The following is a 20,148-nucleotide window of genomic DNA, read 5'->3' as shown; positions in this document are numbered from 1 at the left end:
CGCCTTGCACCCGAGGCATACGATGTTGCTCATGACGCAAGACAGTGGGGAGCTGGACAGCCTCGTACGCAAACGCATCCGTGCTCTGCGCGTGGCGCAGGGCTGGTCCCTGGAGGAACTGGCCGGCCGCGCCCACCTCAGCCAGTCCACCCTGAGCCGCATCGAGAACGGCCAGCGCCGGCTGGCCCTGGATCAGTTGGTCACGCTCGCGCGCGCCCTGGACACCACGCTGGATCAGCTCGTGGAGACGGACACCGACGACGTGGTCACCAGCCCGACGATCGACAACGTCCACGGGCAGATGCGCTGGACCATCAAGGCCGACCCAGGGATGAGCGTGGTGCGCCAGCGCATGACCGAACCGCCGCCCGAAAATCCGGCGCGGATGCGGGCCCACCCGGGGCGCGAATGGCTCGTCGTCCTGTCCGGCACCGCGATCCTCATGCTCGGCCACCGCCGTTTCCGCCTGGAGACGAACCAGGCCGCCGAGTTCCCCACGATGATGCCGCACGCGATCGGCACCGCGGGCGGGCCCTGCGAGATCCTCGGCATCTTCGACCGCGACGCCCGCCGCGGCCACCAGCGCGACGGGGGTGACGCGCCCGGCACGCCCGGATGACCGGCCGGCGGGGGCAGAGCGGGCGGGGCGGCCGGCGGGCTGCGCGGTACCCCCGTCTTGCGCGCCGGGCAACGCCCCCGACCAGCACCTTGCCGAATCCGGGAGGCTTCGTGCCGTAGACGCATGATCGCCCTAAGGTCACGGACATGGACACCACGCACCCGCATACCCATGACCACCACCACGCCCTGCACGGAGGGGACGGCCAGGCGGAGATCCTCGACCTGGACTCCGAGGTGCTCGCCGGACACACGGCGGCCATCACCGCATGGCTGCCCCTGCGCGCCCACCCACGCCACATCGTCGATCTGGGGTGCGGCACGGGCGCGGGTACCTTCGCCCTTCTCGACCGCTTCCCCGAGGCACACGTCACCGCCGTCGACGCGTCGGCCGAACACCTCCGGCGCCTGCACACGAAGGCCTGCGCCGGTGGCCTGCGCGAGCGCGTGCACACCGTGCAGGCCGACCTCGACGAAGCCGACTGGCCCGACCTGGGCTCACCGGACCTGGTCTGGGCGTCGGCCTCGATGCACCACATGGCCGACCCCGAGCGCGCCCTGCGCACCGTCCGCGAGACCCTCGCGCCCGGAGGCTTGTTCGCCGTCGTCGAGCTGGCCGGCCACCCCCGCTTCCTGCCCGACGACGCCCCCGAGGAGCGGCCCGGCCTGGAGGAGCGGGTCCATGCTGCGGCCGACCGCCTCCAGGCCCGGCACCTGCCCTACCGCGGGGCTCGATGGGGCCCGATGCTGACCGCCGCCGGCTTCACCGTCGAAGGCGAACGCACCCTCGCCGTCGACATCGACGGCACGGGCAGCGAGGCCGTCGGCCGCTACGCCCTCGGCATCCTGCGACGCATCCGCGCCGCGGTCGCCCAGGAACTCTCCCCCGAGGACCTCACAGCGCTGGACCGACTCCTGGACACCGAGGGACCGCACAGCGTCCTGCGCCGCGACGACCTGAACGTACGCACACGGCGCACCGTCTGGGCCGCCCGGCGCACCTGAACGGAGGGGGCCGTATCGCAGATGAAAATCATTGTCGTAAACTGTCCTGGACCTTCCAGGCAGGCCCCACCGGCGAGGCCGCCACGCCGTCCGTGATCCCAGTCCCGACCGAGAGGCTCCTCCCGTGGCCGTGCCCCGGCACAACACGTCTCCCAGCAACGCCGAGGCCCTTGGCGGGCCGACGGCGACGGCCCCGCGACGTCTGCCCGTCACCGTGCTGTCCGGCTTCCTCAGCGCGGGCAAGACGACCCTGCTCAACCATGTCCTCACCAACCGAGAGGGCCTGCGCGTGGCGGTGATCGTCAACGACATGAGCGAGGTCAACATCGACGCCGCTCTGGTGCGGGGCGGTGAGGCGGCCCTCTCCCGGACCGAGGAGCGGCTGGTGGAGATGACCAACGGCTGCATCTGCTGCACCCTGCGGGACGATCTGCTGGAGGAGGTCGACCGGCTCGCCCGGGACGGTCGCTTCGACTACCTGCTGATCGAGTCCAGCGGCATCTCCGAACCCATGCCGGTGGCAGCGACCTTCGCCTTCGCCCGCGACGACGGTGCCGTCCTGGACGAGGTGGCCCGGCTGGACACCATGGTGACGGTCGTCGACGCCGCCAACTTCCTCCGCGAGCTGGGCACCGGCGACGACCTGGCCGAACGGGGCCTGGCTCCCTACGAGGACGACGAACGCACCGTGAGCGACCTGCTGGTCGACCAGGTGGAGTTCGCCGACGTGCTGGTGCTGAACAAACTGGACCTGGTCGGCGAGGCCGACGCCGACCGGCTGCGCGGAGTGCTGGCCCGGCTGAACCCGACGGCCCGTCTGATCCCCGCCCGGTACGGCCGGGTCGGGGTGCGTGACGTTCTGGAGACCGGGCGGTTCGACCTGGAGCGCGCGCAGCAGGCGCCGGGGTGGGTCAGGGAACTCAACGGCGACCACGTACCGGAGACCGAGGAGTACGGCATCTCCTCCCTGGTCTTCCGGGCCGCCGAGCCGTTCCACCCGGGGCGGCTGTGGGACTTCGTCACCGGGGCCCTGGACAGCGGAACGTACGGTCGAGTGCTGCGTTCCAAGGGCTTCTTCACGCTGGCCGGCCGTGAGGGCGTGACCGGCCTGTGGTCACAGGCCGGATCCGTCGCCCGCTTCGAACCCTCCGGGGTCCGTGACGCCGAGGCACCCCACGCCCAGGAGCTGGTGTTCATCGGCGTCGGGCTGCGGGAGTCCGGTCTGCGCGCCGCCCTGACCGCGTGTCTGACGGCCGAAGGCGAGCAGGCCCCGACCGACGACCCCTTCCCGGCGTGGGACACGGGGGACGTGTGCGCCCCGGAACACGAGCACCAGCACTGAGCCGCAGGCGTGGCTGCCGGTCAGTGCCTGCCGAGGACGCAGAACTCGTTGCCCTCCGGGTCGGTCAGGACGACCCAGGGGACGTCCCCCTGGCCCACGTCGGTGCGCCTCGCGCCGAGGGCTTCGAGCCGGGCGACCTCCTCGGCCTGGTCCTCCACGGGGTCGGGCCTGACGTCGAGATGGATGCGGGTCCACACGACCTCGTCCTCCGGCGTGCGGCGGAACTCCAGGTACGGGCCGACGCCCTTGACCGAGCGCAGCAGGGCGCGGTCGTCGGTCAGTTCGTGGACGGTCCAGTCGATCGCCTCGCCCCAGAACCCGGCCATGGCCCGCGGGTCCGCGCAGTCGACGACCACGACCGCGATGGGCCCGGTGTCCCGGTAGAGCTCCCGGGGTTCCAGGACGATGAACGCGTTGCCTTCCGGGTCGGCCAGCATCGTGGACGGCGCATCGGCCCGGCCCCCGTCGACGGGCCTCGCCCCGAGGTCCTTCAGACGGGCCACCAGCTCCGTCCGATGAGCGGCGGAGGTGGTGGCCAGCTCCAGGTGGACGCGGTACCTCACCGTCTCCGGATCCGGGACCCGGACGAGATCGACACACACGGCGGACGGGTCCGGCCAGTCGAAACCCACGGGCTCCAGGTTGGTCACTCCAGGGCCTTCGCTGGAGACCCCCCAGCCGAGCACCTGCGCCCAGAACCGGCCGAGCGCCGAGTCGTCCCCGGCTTTGAAGTTCACCTGAACAAGCTGCAGCGTCATGCGGCGCACCCTACGGGTTGCCCGCGTCGGCATCCTGCTCTTTTCCGCTCGGCTCGCGCTCTGCCTCGTGCCGGCTCGCACACACGCACCAAGCGTGAATCCGCAGGATGTGCGGACCGCACGGCGCCGGACGCTGCCACTCTGTCTGGTGGTGATCGCAAGACGGTGGCGGCGCCGGAGGGTGTCTCCGGCCATGGGGACGGTGTCCGTCAGGGCAGCCGAGGGGGCGGGCATGACAGAAGACTGGGCCATGGGCGAGGCGCCCGCCTCTCCGTTCGCCACCGAGCGCACGACCGCGCCCGAGCCGCGTGAGGTGCCACGGCACGTGGCGTGTGTGATGGACGGCAACGGCCGCTGGGCGGCACGACGTTCACTGCCGCGCACCGCGGGGCACCGTGCCGCGGAGACGACGATGATCGACGTCATCGAAGCAGCGCGCTCGGCCGGAGTGGGCTGGCTCAGCCTGTACGCGTTCTCCACCGAGAACTGGCGCCGGCCGGACAGCGAGATCACCTTCCTGATGCACCTGGTGCGCCGGGTGGTGCGCAAGCACGCCCCGCTGCTGCACGCGCGGGGCATCCGCTGCCGCTTCCTCGGCATGACCGACCCCCGCATCCCGCCCGCACTGGGACGGGACATCGCCGACCTGATGACGCTGACGGAGCGGAACCGCGGAATGACACTGACGGTCGCCTTCGACCACGGCGGGCGCAGGGACATCGTCGAGGCCGCCCGGTCGCTGATCCGCAGCGGCGTACCGGCCGACGCCGTGACCGAGGAGAGTTTCGCCGCTCACCTCCCCTTCCCCGACACTCCCGAGGTGGACCTGGTCATCCGCACCTCCGGTGAGCAGCGCATCTCCAACTTCATGCTCTGGCAGGTCGCCTACGCCGAGTGGATCTTCCCGCCGGCGCTGTGGCCCGACTTCCGCGCACCCGACTTCCTCGACTGCATCGACGCCTACCGGCGTCGCGAGCGCCGCTTCGGCGGCGTGCTGCCGCACCAGAACGGAGAACCCCGATCGTGACCACAGCGGACCACTCCCAGTCCCCCACCGCCGGCGCCGGCCCGGGGGGTGACGGAACCGGGGATCGCGCCGGGGCAGCAGAGCCCCTGTTCGGTCCCGGCTCACAGTTCCACCGGCTCTTCAACGACCCGCGCTGGGCGTTAGCCATGATCCGGGCCACCGTGCTGGAGGCCGCGCACCCCCAGATCGGCGCGGCCCTGATCGAGAACTCGACCTTCGTCGTCCATCCCTGGCGGCGACTGGGCAACACCTTCATGAGCCTGCGGCGCATGTTCGGCCCCGACGACCAGGCGCGCCGGCGGGAGGCGACCCGGCTCAATCGCATGCACGCACGCCTGCACGGCACCGACGCCCGCGACCGTCCCTACGACGCGCGGGACCCGGAGGTGCGCGCCTGGGTCGTGGCGACCTTGTTCGAGAGCACCGTCACCATGTGCCGGCTCGGCGGACAGCCCCTGGAACAGGGGACCATGGAGCAGCTGTACGCCGAGTTCCAGGCGTTCCACGCCGCGATGGGCGACGATCCCGGCCATCTGCCGCCCACGCTCGACGCGTTCTGGCCCTACTACGACCGGGTGGTCGCGGAGGAGCTGGAGAACACCGAGGCGATGCGGATCATCCTGTACAAGCTCTTCGACCACTTGCCCGCTCCTCCGTTGCTGAACGGCTTTCCGGCCCTGTGGGCGACCGGCCGGGCCGTCGCCGGACCCGTCGTCGGGGCGATCACCGTGGCGTCCCTGCCGGAGTCCTTCCGGCGGCGGGCCGGTCTGCCCGAGATCGCCGGTGTCCAGACCCTGATGCAGGGGGCGTACCTGGCGGCCGGACTGGCCCGGTTCCTGCCCGAAGGGTGGATCCAGGCCGACCGGATCGCCGAGACGGTGATGCTCTCCCCCGACAGCGACGATCCACGCGCCAGGACGATGGCCGCACTGCGCGAGCAGATGAAGCGGGCCGGCGCCCTCATCCGTCTCCTCACGCCGCTCCCCCCGGAACCGGAACCCGCGGCGGCCACCACGGCACAGCGCAGCGCGGAGGAGTTCTTCGCGGAGGTCCTCGACCAGACCGGGGACGGCTACCTGGCCTGGCCCGACCTCGCCGCCATGGCCCGTGAGATGTCCAGCCGCCTCGACCTGGACGAGCCCGAGGAGACCCGGCTCTACAACGCCTACGCCGACTGGTGGCGGGAGCTGCAGGCGGCCCTGGACACCGACGGAGACGGCCGTGTCAGCGCCCACGAGTACGCCGCCGCCGTCCCCTCGCTCGCCGGTCCCGCGCTGATCAGGGTCGCCGAGGTCCTGTTCGACGTGACCGACAAGGACGGCAACGAGCGGATCGACGCCGAGGAGTACCGGACGCTGTTCCGGACCGGGTTCCGCCGGGACACCCCCGACGCCGACGGAACCTACAGCCGCAGCGCGTTCATCAACGACTTCCTGTCCTTCATGTCCGCACGCCGGCGCACCACCCCCTACGACCCTCTCCTCGCCGACGCGTGACCGCAGTCCGTCGGCCGCCCGGCGGACTGCGGGCGGGCACGTGGCCGGGTGCGCCGGAGCACCCGGCCGCGACCGGTCCCTGGCTCAGCCGACCCCACGAGGCCGAGCGTCCGGCGAGAGACCGCGCCGGAACGCGCTGGGGCTCACGCCCTTGTGCCGCTTGAACGCCGCGCTGAAGCCGAACGCGTCGGCGTAGCCGACGGATCTGGCGATCCGGGCGATGGTGAGGTCGGTGTCGGTCAGGAGGGCCGCGGCCTCGTCCAAGCGGCATTCGGTGAGGTAGGCGAGGGGTGGACGGCCCATCAGCTGGGTGAAGCGCTTGGCGAACAACGCCCGAGAGACGCCGGACCGGGCGGCCAGAGAGGCCACCGTCCACGTCCGGCCGGGCCGGTCGTGGAAGGCCTGCAGGGCGGGCGCGAGGACCGGGTCGGCGAGGCCCCGGTACCAACTGGGCGCCTCGGCGCCCGCCTTGTCGAACCAGCTGCGCAGCGTGCACACCAACGCCCAGTCCAGGAGCCGGTCCATCAACGCCTGCGAGCCGGCCGAGCGCTGGGCGGCGTCGGCGGCGGCCGTCTCCAGCCAGGCGCAGACCTCGGCGTCCTCCTCGACCACCAGGACGGGCGGCAGGGCACGCAGCAGCCGCTCGTGGCGGTGGCCGGAGGCGCGGTAGGCGCCCACGATCAGTGCCGTCGCCTCCTCGGAGTCGGTGCCCCAGTGGATACCTCCGAGTTCCTCGGCGGTGCACGTCGTGTCCGTGGTGAAGCAGGCGATCTCGTAGGCGGCGTGCGGGTTGTGCACGGTCGCCGGATCGTCCGCGAGATGGAACGGTTCGGGGCCGCGCACGACGGCCGTGTCGCCCGCGCCGACCTCGCGCGCGGTCCCGTCGGGCAGCAGGAGGGTGCCGCCGCCGCGCAGCACGCTGATCATCGTGAGCGGCGTGTCGTCGGCGAAGCGGATGGTCCAGGGCTGGGTCAGTACGGCATGGGTGACGACCGATCCCTCGGCCCGGATGCCGCTCAGGAGCGAACTCAGTGGGTCCACGGAAGACACCGTAGACGATCCCCTATGTTCTGGAGCGCTTCTCCCATGGATCATCTACGGCAGCGCGGCTGTACTGGACTCGTCGAACTCACCGAGACCAGCCGGGAGACACCGTGACGCAGCAGCACAGCCAGGTCGGGACAGCCCTCGTCGTCGTCGCGCACCACCGCACCGACTCGCTCACCGCGCACACCGCCCGCCGCGCCGCCGCCCGGCTCGAAGCCGCCGGCTACCGCGTCGACCTGCTCGACCTCCAGGCAGAGGGGTTCGACCCCCGCATGAACCTGGCGGACCAGCCGGACTGGGGCAACCGGGAGAAGAGGTACTCCGACGAAGCGCACGCCCACATGCGGCGCATCCTGGACGCCGATGTGCTCGTCGCCGTCTTCCCGGTGTACTGGCAGAGCGTGCCCGCCCTCCTCAAGGGCTGGATCGACCGCGTGTGGAACTACGGGTTCGCCTACGGCCGCAGCAGGCCCCGCCTCGCCGGCAAGCGCATCCTGTGGCTGGGCCTTGCGGGCGCGACCGCCGACGATCCCGTCGTGGCGGGGATGCAGGACGTCCTCGAAACCCAGCTGAGCGACGGCATCGCCTACTACTGCGGCTTCTCCCGGTCCACCGTGGGGCTGCTCACCGACGCCGAGGAGCGCCCGCAGCGCGTCGACGCCGAGGGCAACCTCCTGATCGGCGCCGCGGTCGCGGGCGACGAGCGGGCGGCGCAGTACGCGGCGTTCGACCGTCGTGCCGAGGAGTTCGTGGAGAAGTTCCTCGCCGAGGAACTGGTGACGTCCTGACCCCGGACGAAGGCGGGCCGGGGTGAAGCGGTCGAGCCGCGGCACCGGCCGGTGCGGGACGGGTCCGGCACCGACCCGTCCACCCGTATGCGGATTTCGATACGCCGCCGATATGTCCCGGCTCGTAGGATCCCCGGCATGCGTGTGCTGATCGTCGAGGACGAACCCTTTCTGGCGGAGGCCATCCGTGACGGCCTGCGCCTGGAGGCGATCGCGGCCGACATCGCGGGGGACGGCGACACCGCCGCCGACATGCTGAGCCTGAACAGCTACGACATCGCCGTCCTCGACCGTGACATCCCCGGCCCCTCCGGTGACGAGATCGCGCGGCGCATCGTCGCCTCGGGCAGCGGCATGCCGATCCTCATGCTCACCGCGGCCGACCGGCTCGACGACAAGGCCTCCGGGTTCGGTCTCGGCGCCGACGACTACCTCACCAAGCCCTTCGAGATGCGGGAGCTGGTGCTCAGGCTCCGGGCCCTCGACCGCAGGCGGGCGTACGCCAGGCCGCCCGTGCGGGAGATCGCGGGCCTGCGTCTGGATCCGTTCCGCAGGGAGGTCTACCGGGACGGCCGCTACGTGGCGCTCACCCGCAAGCAGTTCGCGGTGCTCGAAGTCCTCGTCGCCGCCGAGGGCGGCGTCGTCAGCGCCGAGGAACTCCTGGAGCGGGCGTGGGACGAGAACGCCGACCCGTTCACCAACGCCGTGCGCATCACGGTCTCGGCCCTGCGCAAACGGCTCGGCGAACCGTGGCTGATCGCCACGGTTCCCGGGGTCGGCTACCGCATCGGCCCGCCACCCGGCACCGGGCGTGGGGAAACGGACCGTGCATAGGGCCCCCGGTCCGAGCGTCCGCCTCAAGCTCACCCTCAGCTACGCCGGGTTCCTCATGCTCGCGGGCGCCCTGCTGCTCGCCGCCATCGGCGTGTTCCTCCTGCGGGAGGGGTGGCTGCGGACCAACGAGCAGGGTGTGTGGAGAGCGACGCCGGGCACCGCCTTCGTGTACGGATTCGCCCCCGTGGCCGCCGTCGTCATGGCGTTCCTGCTGGTCTTCGGCCTCATGGGCGGGTGGGTTCTCGCCGGCCGCATGCTCGCCCCGCTGAACCGCATCACGCACGCCACCCGTACGGCCGCGAGCGGATCGCTGTCGCACCGGATCCGGCTGCCGGGCCGCCAGGACGAGTTCCGCGAACTCGCCGACGCCTTCGACGCGATGCTCGCCCGGCTCGAAGCGCACGTCGCCGAACAGCAGAGGTTCGCGGCGAACGCCTCCCACGAGCTGCGCACCCCGCTGGCGGTCACGAAGTCACTGCTCGACGTGGCCCGCGCCGATCCGGGCCGTGCCAGCGACCCGCTGATCGACCGCCTCCACGCCGTCAACGCCCGGGCCATCGACCTCACCGAGGCGCTGCTCCTGCTCAGCCGCGCCGGCCGGCAGTCCTTCACCCCGCAGGACGTCGACCTGTCCCTCGTCGCGGAGGAGGCCACGGAAACACTCCTGCCGCTCGCGGAGCGGCATGGCGTCAGCCTGGAGACCGAGGGCGACTTCGCCCCCGCGACCGGATCGTCGGCGCTGCTGCTGCAACTGGCCATGAACCTCGTGCACAACGCGATCGTCCACAACCTGCCGGACCGGGGCGACGTGTGGGTGACCACCGGGGTCCGCCCCGGGACGGTGGTGCTGACGGTCGAGAACACCGGCGAGCCGATCGCCCCGGACGTGGTCTCGACCCTCACCGAGCCGTTCCAGCGCGGCACCGAGCGCGTGCGCACCGACCACGCGGGGGCCGGCCTGGGCCTGGCCATCGTCAAGACCATCACCCACGCACACGACGGAACCCTCACCCTCACCCCCCGCCCCTCCGGTGGGCTCCGCATCACGGTGGAACTCCCCGCGGCGTCCGCGCACCGAGGCAGTGGTACGCCGCCGCGACCCTGATCGGAGCCCCCGGGACCTCAACGGCCGGGCGGCGGGCGTTCAGCAGCTCATGGCCCACCGGTGGGAGTCGCCGCGGTCGTTGGCGACGCCGTTGTAGGTGACTTCCTGACCGGGGGCGAGGCAGAGGGTCATGTCGCCGCGCTGCCCGGCGTTCTCGAAGACCTGGACATGGGCCGGGATGCCGGGGCCCACGATGCCGTGGTTGGCCCAGGAGGAGTCGGCGTCGGCGATGTTGCTCTCCCACCAGCCGTCGTCGCCGTGCCAGTTGGTGCGCTGGCCCTGGAAGTCGGCGTTCTCCCAGGCGCAGAAGTGTCCGCTGGGGCAGTCCGCGGCCGACGCCGTGGCGGCGGTGGCGAGGGGGGTGCCTACGGCGAGGAGCAGGGCGGCGGCCAGGAGGGCGGGCTTGTTCATCGGGCGGTGCCTTTCTCGGATACGGACTCGAGGACGGTGCGGGCGGTGCGGACGGCGTGCGCCCGCAGCTCCCGGTAGGCGGTCCGTTCGCCGGCCGGGGCCCTGCTCTTGAGGTTGTTGACGGTGGTCGAGGCGCGGAACCAGCGTTCCTGATCGCCGTAGAGACGCTGCTGGGCCCGGGCCAGGCAGCCGTCGGTGTGCTGGCGCACCTCGTGGCCGCCGGGCAGGGTGAGGGAGAGTTCGGCCGGTCCGGTGCCGAACAGCGCGTCGCTCACTCGGCGTTGCTCCTCGGCGTCCGCCGGGCGCCGGCCGGGGCGTGGCGGGGTGAGGCCCTGGCGGGTCAGGCACTGATCGGTGAGCAGGAGCTGGGCGGCCATGACGGTGTCGCCGGCGTCGGGCCGTGCGGCCCCCGGGGCCTTCGGGGACGCGCAGGCGGACAGGAGGCACAGCGGGACGAGAAGGGCGACGGCCGCCGCGCGGTGCGGGTGGATGGGCATGGTGACCGGCTCAACGGCCGGGAACGGGCCGCGGGACACGGCACGGGCCGGTCGTTCACTCGGCGGGGCGGCGCCCGGCCGCTCACACCGCTCACGGACTCCGGACCGCGCCCCGCTCACGCGCCGAGAGGGGCAGGGCACCGCACCTGCGCCCTCTCGACACGGGTCACCGTCAGGGTGCTTCGCACAGGACGAGACGGTCGGCCCGGCCGTGCCGGCCGAGATAGCCCTCACCGATCGTCGCGCGAGCACCCGGCGCCAGGGTGGAGCACAGGCTCGTCGCACCGTCCTGGTAGAGGACCGAGACGCTCAGCGTGTCGGGGCAGTCGTTGGCGGCGTCGGTGTAGCGCCAGCTCTCGTACATCACCACGCAGGACGGGGCGGGCTCGGAAACGCCGGGCGTCGCGGAGGCGGGCCCGGGGGGTACCGCGAGGGCGAGCCCCAGGGCTGCGGCGGGTGCCGCTGCCCAGGCCGATATCCGCGTTCTTCTCAGCATGGCTTCACTCCACAGCTCGGGTGACAACGTTCAAGTAATCGCAGCCGATGCCGTGTTGTGCGGCGGATCGACTTCAAGGCTCGAAGCTTTCAGCGCACGGCCACGGAGGCAAGGTGTGACGGCGGCTTCCGGACCCGGCCGTTCTTGCAGGGCGACCGCGCTCACGTCTGGGGAGGTCGACGGGTGCCAGCTCCCACCGCCCGCGTGAAGCTTCAACACTTGCACGAGGGCCGGGGCGTCGCGGCTCCAGCCGACCAGGGGATACGGGGATCGGGTGCCGGCGGGCCCCTGCGGTGGATGCAAGGGCCGCGGCATGACGGTCTGGTTTTCTATGGCCGTAAAGAGCCCGTCAGTCGGGGGTGCCGAGTACGCGGTTGAGCGCGCTGCCGGGGCGGCTGGTGAGTTCCTGCCAGGTTCCCTCTTCCGTGATGCGGCCCTGGTCCAGGACGGCGATGCGGTCGGCACGGCGGATGGTGGCCGGCCGGTGGGCGATGACGATCGTGGTGCGGCCCTCCTCCCGCAGCGCGTCGGCGAGCTGGGCGTCGCCGGTGTTGTCCAAGTGGGCGGTGGACTCGTCGAGGACGAGCACGCGCGGGCGTACCAGCAGCGCGCGGGCGAGGGCGATGCGGGCCCGCTGTCCGCCGGAGAGGGTGGCGCCGCGCTCCCCGACGAGGGTGTCCATGGCGGCGATCCTGTCGACGCCGCAGCGGCGCGCCGTCTGGGCGAGCAGGTCGTCGTCCGCCTCGGGTGCGGCGAGCCGCAGGTTCTCGGCGAGGGTGCCGTGGAAGAGAGGTGTCTCCTGTCCCACGAGGACCACGGCTCGCCGCAGTTCGGGGTCGGCGACGTCGCGGACGTCGACAGGGCCGGCTTCGGCGGACACCAACTGGACGGTGCCCTGGGAGGGGTCCCAGAACCGGGCCAGCAGGTGGGCGCAGGTCGATTTGCCGGCGCCCGAGACACCGACCAGGGCGAGAGTCTGCCCCGGGGGGACGGTCAGGTCGAGGCCGTCCAGCACGGGCTGTCCGCCGTAGTCGAACCTCACCTCCTGCAGCCGTACGCCCAGCGGGCCGGGCGGCAGGGGGCGGGGCGCGGCGGGCGGCGGGGCGAGAGCGGGGGCGGTGAGGGCCGCGCCGACGCGGGAGGCCGCGGCGCGCAGGGCCACGGCCTGGCTCAGGGAGCGGGCGGATTCCGCGACGGGACCGAGGACGGACAGCGCCAGAGCCATGGTGGCCGGGGCCCAGGCGCCGTGCAGCCGTCCGGAGGTCACGGACTGCGCCGCCGCGAGGACCACGCCGAGGACGGCGGTCACGATGAGGAGGTCGCGGACGGATGCGGCGACCGCTTCTCCGGTGGCCTCGGCGCGCTGGGCGTCGCCCACGCGGCGGCCGTGCTCCGCGAGCGTGCGGCGGCGTTCGGCGAACCGGCCGAGGGCGAGCAGTTCGCGCAGTCCGTCGACGGTCTCGACCGTGTCGGCCGACAGCCTCGCCACGGCCGCCCGGGTGCGGCCACCGCGTGCCGCGCGGCCGCGCGCGTCGGCGAAGGGTGCCGCGGCGAGCAGGGCGGCGACCGGCAGTACGGCCGCCAGCAGCCACGGTTCCACCACGGCGAGGACCAGGGAGCCACCGGTGAGAACCGTTGCGGAAGCCACCAGTTGGGCGGTGGTGTGGGCGTAGAAGAACTCCAGCGCCTCCACGTCGGCCATGGCGGTGGCGGCGAGGTCGCCGCTGCGGCGGCCGGCGATGCGGGCGGGCGCGCTGCGGGCGAGTCCGTCGAAGACACGCACCCGCAGGACGGCCAGCACCCGGTAGGCCAGGTCGTGCGAGAGGTCCATCTCCCGCCAGGTCGTCAGGGCGCGCACCAGGACGAGGGCGACGAGTGCGGTGACGGTGGCGGCCGAGGGGGCTTTCCCTTCGATGACGGCGGTCCCCACGGTGTGCGCCGCCAGGGTCACCAGGGCGACGAGGGAGCCCTGTTCGAGGAGGGCGGCGGCGCAGGTACGGGCCGTCATGGCGCGGTGGGCGGCGAGTGCGGGCAGGAGGACCCGCAGTGCGCCCCGCGCGGGTGCGTCGGCGTCGGGCGTGGCGGAGGTGGTGGGGCTGGTGGCGGTGGCGGTGCTCATGCGGCGAGTCCTCCTCGGTGGGCGTGGCCGGCGTCGACCAGCCGCGCGTAGACGCCGCCGGCCTCGACGAGGCCGGCGTGCTCGCCGACGGCGTCCACCCGTCCTTCGTCGAGGACGACGATGCGGTCGGCGTGCCGGACGGCGGCCAGCCGGTGGGCGACCACCAGGACGGTCCGGCCGCGCGCTGCGCTCATCAGTTCCCGGAGGATGTCCGCCTCGCGGCGCTCGTCGACCGCGCTGGTGGCCTCGTCGAGGACCAGCACCGGGGCGTCCGCGAGCAGGGCGCGCGCGAGGGCGAGACGCTGGCGCTGGCCGCCCGAGAGGGTGGCGCCGCGCTCACCGAGGACGGTGGCGTAACCGTCGGGCAGGGCGGTGATCTCGTCGTGGATCCCGGCAGCGCGCGCCGCCCGGGTCAGTTCGTCGTGCGTGGCGCCGGGCCGGGCCGGGCGCAGGTTGTCGGCGATGGTGGCGTGGAAGAGGTACGTCTCCTGGGAGACGACGGCGATGCCCTGGCGCAGCGCGTCGAGGGCGTAGTCGGTCGTGGGGCGCCCGTCGAGGGTGATCCGGCCCTGTTGCGGGTCGTGGTGGCGCAGGAGCAGGGCCAGCAGGGTGGACTTGCCCGCGCCGGACGGGCCGACGATCGCGGTCGTCCGTCCCGCCCGCGCGGTGAAGGAGACGCCGTCCAGGGTGGGCGCCGGGGCGCCCGGGTAGGTGAAGTGAACGTCGTCGAAGCGCAGTTCGGGCGGGGTCTGCCAGTGGGCGGGTGCCGTTCCGGTGTCGGGGACCGCCGGTTCGGCCGTGCGCAGGGCCGTGAGGCCGTCGGCGGCCGACACGCCCAGGTATCCGGCGTGCCATTCGCGGGCCAGGTCGCGGACCGGGCGGAAGCACTCGGAGGCCAGCAGCAGCACCAGGTAGGTGCCGGTGGCCGTGGTCGATCCGGTGACGGCCGACCAGCACGCCAGGAGCGCGGCGGCGGCGGTGCCGCCCTGGATGGCGAGGTCGGTGATGCCGGTGTCGACCAGGGACACCCGTAGTTTGGCGACGGTCGCGCGGTGCAGGGCGGCGGACCGCTCCTCCAGGCGTGCGCGGGTGCGGCCGACCGCGCCGGCGGCGCGCAGGGCGGGCATGCCCTGGAGGGCTTCCAGGTAGTCGGCGCCCAGTCCTTCGTAGGTGTCCCAGTGCTCCTTGCCGCGGGCTGCGAGGAGCCGGTCCCAGGCGCGCGGCCCGGCCAGGGCGAGGAGCAGGGCGGGGACCAGGCCGAGGAGCGCCCGGGGGTCGACCGCGGCCAGGCCGGCGAGGACCAGGGGCGGCACCGCGAGGGTGACCAGGAGCTGGGGCAGGTAGCGGGAGACGTAGGCGTCGACGCCCTCCACGCCGTCGACGAGGGTGGTGCGGACGGCTCCGGCCCGCGCGGTGGTCAGGTGGGCGGGGCCCAGCCGGCCGAGGTGCTCCAGGAGTTCGTCGCGCAGGGCGATCCTGACCCGGGCTCCGGCGCGGGTGGCGGTGCGCCGCTGTCCCAGGGCGAGCCCGGCGCGGGTGGCGACGACGGCGAGCACCGCGGCCAGCAGCCAGGGGAGCCGGCCGGTGTCGCCGCGGGCCAGGCCGGCGAGTGCGAGGGCCAGCAGTGCGGCCTGGGCCAGGTGGGTGAGGGTGACGGCGCCCTGCAGGAGGGTCGCCGCGAGCAGGGGGCGCCGTGCGTGACGGGTGGCGCGGCGCAGTTCGGGGTGGACGATCACGGGGTGTTCTCCTCGTCGGCGTGGCGGGTGCCGAGGGCCAGTGCGTGGACGACCCAGTCGCGGCCCGGGGCGGCACCGAGCGCGGCGCCCAGGTCCGCCTGCTGCCAGGAGCCGACGGGCCGGGCGGCCAGGCCGTGGCGCCGGGCGGTGACGTGGGCCAGGTGGACGGCGAAGCCGGCCCGCAGGTGGGCGCGGCGGACGTGTGGGGCGTCGGCGTCGGCGGGGCAGCCGTGGGCGAGCAGGACGGCGCCCGCGTCCGCGATCCAGGCCTGGCCCGCGGCCCAGGCGGCGAGGGTCGGGCGTGCCTCCCCGGCCGCGTACCGCAGCAGTGTCGTGCCGTCGGGGGCCAGTTCGACGAGGCCGGGCCGGGGTGCGCCGACCGCGGCGCACCAGCGCAACGAGCCACCCGTCGCGGCCTGTCGGGCGGTGGCCAGGACGGCGCGCAGGGCGTCGCGGGAGGGGGTGCCCGGCAGCGGCGGCGGGGCGCTGCGGCGCGTCAGCAGTTCGGCCGGGGTGGGCGGGCCTCCGGACGGTTCGGTTGGGCGGGCGCTGTCCGCCGGGTGCCTCGGGTTCGTCCCGCCGGGCGGCGGGACGTGTACGGCGGCCAACGGGTTCTCGGTGAGGCCGTCCAGCCGTACCTCGGGCTCGCGGACGCCCAGGGCGCGGGCCGCCAGGAACAGCGCAGCGGCGGCGTGCCCGGTGTCGAGGAGCAGGAGGGGCCGGGCTCGGTGCCCGTAGTGGGAGACCGTGCGCTGTGCGGTGACGGAGAGTTCGGCCGTGATGCCCGGCGGCGTGTCGGCGGGCGGGCCGATGCGGTGGACGCGGTGGCGCAGGGGGTCGTAGCCGTAGCGGCCGGGGGGCAGGGAGCAGCCGGCGCCCACGGCGAGTTCGGTGTCCACCGGGTGCAGCGCGCCCGCGGAGGGCGCGGGCCTGAGGCGGCCGGAGGCGTCCGCGGCGGCCAGGGACAGCCGCAGCAGGGCCCGCAGATCGAGGTCCGCGGGGGCGGCCTGCGGGATCGGGAGCGGCGGCCCCGACCAGGGCCGGACGGCGGGTCCTGCGGGTGTGTCGGGGCCGGGCCGCTCCGGGGAGCGGGCGCGGGCGAGGGCGGCGGCGAGGTCCTGCTGCGGGTCCTCGCGGAGGTCTTCCACAGCGTCCTCACATGTGCGGCGGAGGCGCCAGCGTGAAGTCCTGCGGCGCCCTGGGCTCGGTGCTGCGCCAGCCGCGCGCGACGGCGGCCTCGGCGAGACGCGGGCAGCCGAAGTAGCCGAAGGCCGCGGGGGCGTTGGGCAGGAGTCCGGAGACGAGGACCCGGGCGACGCGCAGCGAGGTCTCGGCCACGTCCTCGGTGGTGAGGTCGAAGGTCATGACGCGGTGTCCCCCGGCACGCAGCGCGCTCTCCAGCCGCTCCCTGCTGCCGGGCCGGACCGCGTCGACGGGCACGGTTGCGAGCGCGGGCGATGTGAACCGCCGTGCCTCGGGCGCCATCCGTTCGTCCAGCCACACCTGCACGTGCGCGCCCAGGTCCCGCACCTGCTCGAACTGTTCGCCGCACACGTCGAGATAGCGGCCGTCGGCCCGGTGGTCCAGGTACAGCCCGCGCGCCAGCAGCCCGGCCTCCACGGCCTGGAACACCCAGCCGTCGGCGTCCGTCAGGCCCTGGGTGAAGACCCAGGTGTGCACGGCTTCCAGGACCGCCTTGCGGGCGGCTTCGGCCGGGTCGTACTTGCAGGCGAAACCGGCGGCGTACAGGCCGAGGCGCGGGTCGTGGACGAGGGCGGCCATGCAGGGGGCGAACTCGGAGCGCATCTCGACGATGTGGACGTCGAGGGCGGAGCCGGCGAGGTCGTCGGCGAGCCCGGGCACGCTCGCCGGGTCGATGCCCCGGGCCGGGCCGTCCAGGTGCCACCACAGTTCCAGGGCGTCGCGTTCGACGATCTCCAGCAGGCCGCGCTCGACGGCGTCGTCGAGACCCTGTCCGGTGGCGATGCCCGCGTAGTTGAGGTGGTGGGTGCGCGGCAGTTCGCGCAGGGCGCCCTGGCGCCAGTTGAGGTGGGTGAGGGCGACGGGAGCCCAGACCTCCGTCGTCCCGCCTCCGGGCAGCCACTCACTGCCGCGCGTCCACAGGGCCGGGGTGTCGGGGGTGAGGGGGCGGTAGGGGAACCTGTCGCGGGCGTACTGCCAGGCGGCGTACGCGGGCAGGTCGCCGGGGCCGTACAGGCGCAGGCCCTTGTCCGCCAGTTCGGCAAAGGTGGCCCGCAGGGGTGCGTCCGGATGGCCGGGGGGTGGCACGCGGTTGCCGCAGTAGCGCTCTATCCCCTCGGCTATCGCGGCGACGCGGGCCTGTTCGGGGTCGCCGAAGGTGGTGCCGAGGGAGACCCGGTCGGCGGGCCACAGCCCGTGTCTGCGGGCGTCGGATATCTCGGCCGTGAGCGCGGTGTACCGGGGTGGGGCGCCCGCGGGGTGCTCGACGGGCTTGACCTTGCGGACGATGCCGCAGACGGGGTCGACGAGTGCTTCCAGCGGCAGCGTGGTCATCGCAGGATCTCCTGGGCGGGATCGGTGGGGGCGGGGCGGGACGTGAGCACGGGCAGGGTCAGCGCCACGCCGTCCGGATCGACCTCCCGCCGGGAGGGGAGCAGCCGTGCGGCCGTCACGGGGTCCTGCCCGGTGTGGGGGTTGCGGGCGTGGGCGGGGAAGTGGTGGCCGGCGATCTCCAGGCGCAGCCGGGTGCCGGCCGGCAGGCGGCGTGCGAGGCGGCCGAGACCGATGGTGAACTCGGCTTCGCTGCCCGGTGGTTCGGCGCGCCGGACGATGCCGACGGCGAGCCGTTCCGCGGTGCCTTCCGGGGAGAGGGCGACGAGCCGGGCGGCCCAGTCCGCGGACGGGGTGTGGGCCGTGGCCCGCAGGTGCGCGCCGACGGGGCCGACCACGTCGAGCGGGCGCGGCAGCGGCGGCGTGACCAGCAGGCAGCGGTCGGGCGGGCCGTCGGCGGGGACGGTCAGGTCGTCCGAGCGGACGGGCCGGCCGGGGTCGGCGGTGAAGGCGCGGCCGTGCAGCAGTCGCGTGCGATGGGGTCGCGGTTCTCCCTCCGCCGTGGCCGGCAGCCACAGGTCGGCCCCGCCCAGTCCTTGGGCTCCGTGCCGGCCGGGTGCGAGTTCACCGGCGAGGGCGCGGCGGGCCCAGCGTACGTACAGCTCGCCGAGGTTCACGCGGTGGGCGGGGCCGGCTCCGGGACCGGGCGAGGCGAGGAGGGAGTGTCCCCACGGCCCGAGCAGCAGCCGGGCCGAGGGGCCGCCCCAGGCGCGCCACAGGGCGACCGTGTCCTCGGTGAAGTGGTCGTGGTGGCCGCCCACCGCGAGCAGGGGCAGCCGGGCGTGGACCGCCTTCGCCACGAGGCGGCCGCGGTCGTGGGCCCGCCACAGGCCGGGCCAGGAGGGCAGGTTGCGGCCCAGTCGTTCGGGCAGGCCGGTCAGCGGCAGGTGGGTGAGCAGTGCGGGGTCGGCGGCGAGGGACTCGGCCAGCGCCTTCTCGTCGGAGTCCGGCCGGTCGCCGTGGGCGGCCCACCAGCCGAGCCGGGACAGCAGGCGCTCGGCGCCGGACTCCTCACGCGCGGTCTCCGCGAGCCCCAGGGCGGGCACGGCCGCGATGACGGCGTCGGGCCGGGCGTCCTCGGGCGCGTCGAGGGCGAGGACGAGGGCGCAGTGGGCCGCGTAGGAGGCGCCGGCGGCCACCAGCCGCCCGTCGCTCCACGGCTGTCGCCGGATCCAGCGGACCGCCGCCGCTCCGTCGGCGGCTTCGTGCGTGTAGGGGTGCCACTCCCCCGGTGACGCGAACCGGCCCCGTACGTCCTGGACCACGGCGGCGAACCCGCGGCGGGCCCAGCCGCGCGCCTCGGCCTCGTGCCGGGTGCGGTCGTAGGGGGTGCGCACCAGGACGGCCGGGAAGGGGCCGTCGCCGGCCGGGAGGCGGACGTCGGTGGCGAGTCGCCCCACCGTCGCGCACCACGCCGTCATCGGGCCTTCTTCGGCGTCGGTACGACGTCGGGCACCGGCAGGACGGGGTGTTCGGTGACGGTCAGGCTGCGCAGGTCCACCCGCCGCAGACGGCGCCGCGCCGGGAGGCCGGATCCGGTGGGGGTGTCGGTGGCCCACCGGGTCAGGTCGTCCGCGAGCAGCGCCGTGAGCAGCGTGACGGCGGCAGGGGCGAGCCGGACGGGTGCGCCAGAGGTGCGCGGTCCGCTCCAGTACGCGGCCAGTTCGCGGTATGCGGGTGTGGCGGCGAGCCGACGGGACCGGACGTGGGCCGAGACGACGTCCCCGGGAGCGGCGGCCACCGGTTCCACGTACGCCTGCCAGCCCTCGCGGTGGCAGCGCAGCCACGCGACGCCGTGGCCGGGCAACCGGTCGGCGGCGTCCCACAACCCGTCCGGCACGGGCCCGTCCAGGCACCACACGACAGCGGCGGGATCGCCGTCGAGCAGGTCCTCGACCGTCAGCGGCGCTCCGCCGGGGGCGGCCGGGGACGTGTACGGCCGGGCGCCCAGGGCGGCCAGTTGCTCGGCGAGCGGTCCGGTCAGCACCGGGTCTCCGAGGATCCGGACGGCCCCGCGGGCGGCGGGCCACGGCGCGTGCCGCGGGGCCTCCCCCAGGTAGCCGGCCTCCTCGAACGCCCGCACCACGCGGCCCAGTCGCTCGTCCTGCGGGGGTGCGGCCGCACCCGTGAGCACGGCGAGCAGCGTGTCCTGGTCCGCGTCCGCTGTCCTGACGCTGAGGAACTCCCCGTCCGGGGTACGGACGGCGAGGCCTCGACCGGGCACGGCGACGACTTCGGCACCGGGGACTAGTCGGCTGCGGGACACGGCGTTCCTCC

At 74.1% G+C, this 20,148-nt stretch carries 19 protein-coding genes; 8 read left to right on the top strand and 11 right to left on the bottom strand.

Translation table 11 applies throughout. The annotated features are described in order from the left end of the window. The first annotated feature begins 22 nt into the window (after positions 1-22). The 3 genes from ACIGAQ_RS08125 to ACIGAQ_RS08115 all read left to right on the top strand — a co-directional run bounded on the left by ACIGAQ_RS08125 (position 23) and on the right by ACIGAQ_RS08115 (position 2,965). On the top strand, positions 23-619 hold the full coding sequence (locus ACIGAQ_RS08125; protein WP_362285703.1) for an XRE family transcriptional regulator: 597 nt from the start codon (positions 23-25) through the stop codon (positions 617-619). 146 nt (positions 620-765) lie between these two features. Further along, the gene (locus tag ACIGAQ_RS08120; RefSeq protein WP_399780083.1) at positions 766-1,623 is read left to right on the top strand and encodes a class I SAM-dependent methyltransferase; all 858 of its coding nucleotides are present in this window, start codon (positions 766-768) and stop codon (positions 1,621-1,623) included. A gap of 202 nt (positions 1,624-1,825) precedes the next feature. Continuing rightward, the gene (locus ACIGAQ_RS08115) at positions 1,826-2,965 is read left to right on the top strand and encodes a GTP-binding protein (RefSeq protein ID WP_399780727.1); all 1,140 of its coding nucleotides are present in this window, start codon (positions 1,826-1,828) and stop codon (positions 2,963-2,965) included. A gap of 20 nt (positions 2,966-2,985) precedes the next feature. Here ACIGAQ_RS08115 and ACIGAQ_RS08110 read toward each other — a convergent pair whose 3' ends face one another. Then, a complete protein-coding gene (locus ACIGAQ_RS08110) occupies positions 2,986-3,723 on the bottom strand; it encodes a VOC family protein (protein WP_399780081.1) in 738 nt (245 codons plus the stop codon). 250 nt (positions 3,724-3,973) lie between these two features. On the opposite strand from ACIGAQ_RS08110, the gene uppS reads away from it, so the two are divergent. Together uppS and ACIGAQ_RS08100 are read left to right on the top strand one after the other, a co-directional pair. Continuing rightward, complete coding sequence (gene uppS / locus ACIGAQ_RS08105; protein WP_399780724.1) at positions 3,974-4,750, top strand: polyprenyl diphosphate synthase; 777 nt, start codon at positions 3,974-3,976, stop codon at positions 4,748-4,750. Positions 4,751-4,836: 86 nt separating this feature from the next. Then, positions 4,837-6,246, top strand: a complete 1,410-nt coding sequence (locus ACIGAQ_RS08100; protein WP_399780721.1) for an oxygenase MpaB family protein — start codon at positions 4,837-4,839, stop codon at positions 6,244-6,246. Positions 6,247-6,330: 84 nt separating this feature from the next. Here the strand turns inward: ACIGAQ_RS08100 and ACIGAQ_RS08095 are convergent, their stop codons facing one another. Beyond that, positions 6,331-7,296 (bottom strand): AraC family transcriptional regulator, encoded by a 966-nt coding sequence (locus ACIGAQ_RS08095; protein ID WP_399780078.1) that lies wholly within the window; start codon positions 7,294-7,296, stop codon positions 6,331-6,333. A 104-nt stretch (positions 7,297-7,400) separates the two neighbouring features. Between ACIGAQ_RS08095 and ACIGAQ_RS08090 the strand changes: the two genes are divergently transcribed. The 3 genes from ACIGAQ_RS08090 (at position 7,401) to ACIGAQ_RS08080 (ending at position 10,020) form a co-directional block, all read left to right on the top strand. Beyond that, positions 7,401-8,081 (top strand): NAD(P)H oxidoreductase, encoded by a 681-nt coding sequence (locus ACIGAQ_RS08090; protein WP_362285692.1) that lies wholly within the window; start codon positions 7,401-7,403, stop codon positions 8,079-8,081. 138 nt (positions 8,082-8,219) lie between these two features. Then, positions 8,220-8,915: a response regulator transcription factor gene (locus tag ACIGAQ_RS08085; RefSeq protein WP_362285690.1), complete on the top strand. Its 696-nt coding sequence runs from the start codon at positions 8,220-8,222 to the stop codon at positions 8,913-8,915. Then, positions 8,908-10,020, top strand: coding sequence for a sensor histidine kinase (locus ACIGAQ_RS08080; RefSeq protein WP_399780074.1), 1,113 nt, complete (start codon positions 8,908-8,910; stop codon positions 10,018-10,020). Before ACIGAQ_RS08085 ends, ACIGAQ_RS08080 begins: the two co-directional genes overlap by 8 nt. A 39-nt stretch (positions 10,021-10,059) precedes the next feature. Here ACIGAQ_RS08080 and ACIGAQ_RS08075 read toward each other — a convergent pair whose 3' ends face one another. From ACIGAQ_RS08075 to ACIGAQ_RS08035, 9 genes are all read right to left on the bottom strand, one after another. After that, positions 10,060-10,431, bottom strand: coding sequence for a peptidase inhibitor family I36 protein (locus tag ACIGAQ_RS08075; RefSeq protein ID WP_311685949.1), 372 nt, complete (start codon positions 10,429-10,431; stop codon positions 10,060-10,062). Next, entirely contained in the window at positions 10,428-10,928 is a 501-nt protein-coding gene (locus ACIGAQ_RS08070; RefSeq protein WP_399780071.1) for a hypothetical protein, read from the bottom strand. The genes ACIGAQ_RS08075 and ACIGAQ_RS08070 overlap by 4 nt, the downstream gene beginning before the upstream one ends. Before the next feature lie 172 nt (positions 10,929-11,100). Continuing rightward, entirely contained in the window at positions 11,101-11,424 is a 324-nt protein-coding gene (locus ACIGAQ_RS08065; protein WP_311685952.1) for an alpha-amylase, read from the bottom strand. Positions 11,425-11,773: 349 nt separating this feature from the next. Continuing rightward, on the bottom strand, positions 11,774-13,543 hold the full coding sequence (locus ACIGAQ_RS08060) for an ABC transporter ATP-binding protein (protein WP_399780066.1): 1,770 nt from the start codon (positions 13,541-13,543) through the stop codon (positions 11,774-11,776). Beyond that, entirely contained in the window at positions 13,540-15,279 is a 1,740-nt protein-coding gene (locus tag ACIGAQ_RS08055) for an ABC transporter ATP-binding protein/permease (protein ID WP_399780063.1), read from the bottom strand. The genes ACIGAQ_RS08060 and ACIGAQ_RS08055 overlap by 4 nt, the downstream gene beginning before the upstream one ends. Further along, positions 15,276-16,427 (bottom strand): SagB/ThcOx family dehydrogenase, encoded by a 1,152-nt coding sequence (locus ACIGAQ_RS08050; protein ID WP_399780060.1) that lies wholly within the window; start codon positions 16,425-16,427, stop codon positions 15,276-15,278. Before ACIGAQ_RS08050 ends, ACIGAQ_RS08055 begins: the two co-directional genes overlap by 4 nt. A 7-nt stretch (positions 16,428-16,434) precedes the next feature. After that, the gene (locus ACIGAQ_RS08045) at positions 16,435-17,814 is read right to left on the bottom strand and encodes a YcaO-like family protein (RefSeq protein WP_399780057.1); all 1,380 of its coding nucleotides are present in this window, start codon (positions 17,812-17,814) and stop codon (positions 16,435-16,437) included. Continuing rightward, positions 17,811-19,292: a CocE/NonD family hydrolase gene (locus tag ACIGAQ_RS08040; RefSeq protein WP_399780054.1), complete on the bottom strand. Its 1,482-nt coding sequence runs from the start codon at positions 19,290-19,292 to the stop codon at positions 17,811-17,813. The genes ACIGAQ_RS08045 and ACIGAQ_RS08040 overlap by 4 nt, the downstream gene beginning before the upstream one ends. Continuing rightward, the gene (locus tag ACIGAQ_RS08035; RefSeq protein WP_399780052.1) at positions 19,289-20,137 is read right to left on the bottom strand and encodes a hypothetical protein; all 849 of its coding nucleotides are present in this window, start codon (positions 20,135-20,137) and stop codon (positions 19,289-19,291) included. Before ACIGAQ_RS08035 ends, ACIGAQ_RS08040 begins: the two co-directional genes overlap by 4 nt. Between the last annotated feature and the right edge of the window lie 11 nt (positions 20,138-20,148).

It is taken from the genome of Streptomyces sp. NPDC085932 (genome assembly GCF_044540525.1).
In the GTDB taxonomy this organism is placed as follows: domain Bacteria; phylum Actinomycetota; class Actinomycetes; order Streptomycetales; family Streptomycetaceae; genus Streptomyces; species Streptomyces levis.
Note: the sequence above shows the minus strand (reverse complement) of the source record. Positions and strands in the feature narration are given on the sequence as shown.

What these genes read in the sequence shown, in the direction of transcription:
- ACIGAQ_RS08120 (WP_399780083.1), top strand. Translation starts at nt 766, where the DNA reads ATGGACACCACGCACCCGCATACCCATGACCACCACCACGCCCTGCAC.
- ACIGAQ_RS08045 (WP_399780057.1), bottom strand. Translation starts at nt 17,814, where the DNA reads ATGACCACGCTGCCGCTGGAAGCACTCGTCGACCCCGTCTGCGGCATC.
- uppS (WP_399780724.1), top strand. Translation starts at nt 3,974, where the DNA reads ATGGGCGAGGCGCCCGCCTCTCCGTTCGCCACCGAGCGCACGACCGCG.
- ACIGAQ_RS08060 (WP_399780066.1), bottom strand. Translation starts at nt 13,543, where the DNA reads ATGAGCACCGCCACCGCCACCAGCCCCACCACCTCCGCCACGCCCGAC.
- ACIGAQ_RS08075 (WP_311685949.1), bottom strand. Translation starts at nt 10,431, where the DNA reads ATGAACAAGCCCGCCCTCCTGGCCGCCGCCCTGCTCCTCGCCGTAGGC.
- ACIGAQ_RS08085 (WP_362285690.1), top strand. Translation starts at nt 8,220, where the DNA reads ATGCGTGTGCTGATCGTCGAGGACGAACCCTTTCTGGCGGAGGCCATC.
- ACIGAQ_RS08040 (WP_399780054.1), bottom strand. Translation starts at nt 19,292, where the DNA reads ATGACGGCGTGGTGCGCGACGGTGGGGCGACTCGCCACCGACGTCCGC.
- ACIGAQ_RS08125 (WP_362285703.1), top strand. Translation starts at nt 23, where the DNA reads ATGTTGCTCATGACGCAAGACAGTGGGGAGCTGGACAGCCTCGTACGC.
- ACIGAQ_RS08110 (WP_399780081.1), bottom strand. Translation starts at nt 3,723, where the DNA reads ATGACGCTGCAGCTTGTTCAGGTGAACTTCAAAGCCGGGGACGACTCG.
- ACIGAQ_RS08065 (WP_311685952.1), bottom strand. Translation starts at nt 11,424, where the DNA reads ATGCTGAGAAGAACGCGGATATCGGCCTGGGCAGCGGCACCCGCCGCA.
- ACIGAQ_RS08070 (WP_399780071.1), bottom strand. Translation starts at nt 10,928, where the DNA reads ATGCCCATCCACCCGCACCGCGCGGCGGCCGTCGCCCTTCTCGTCCCG.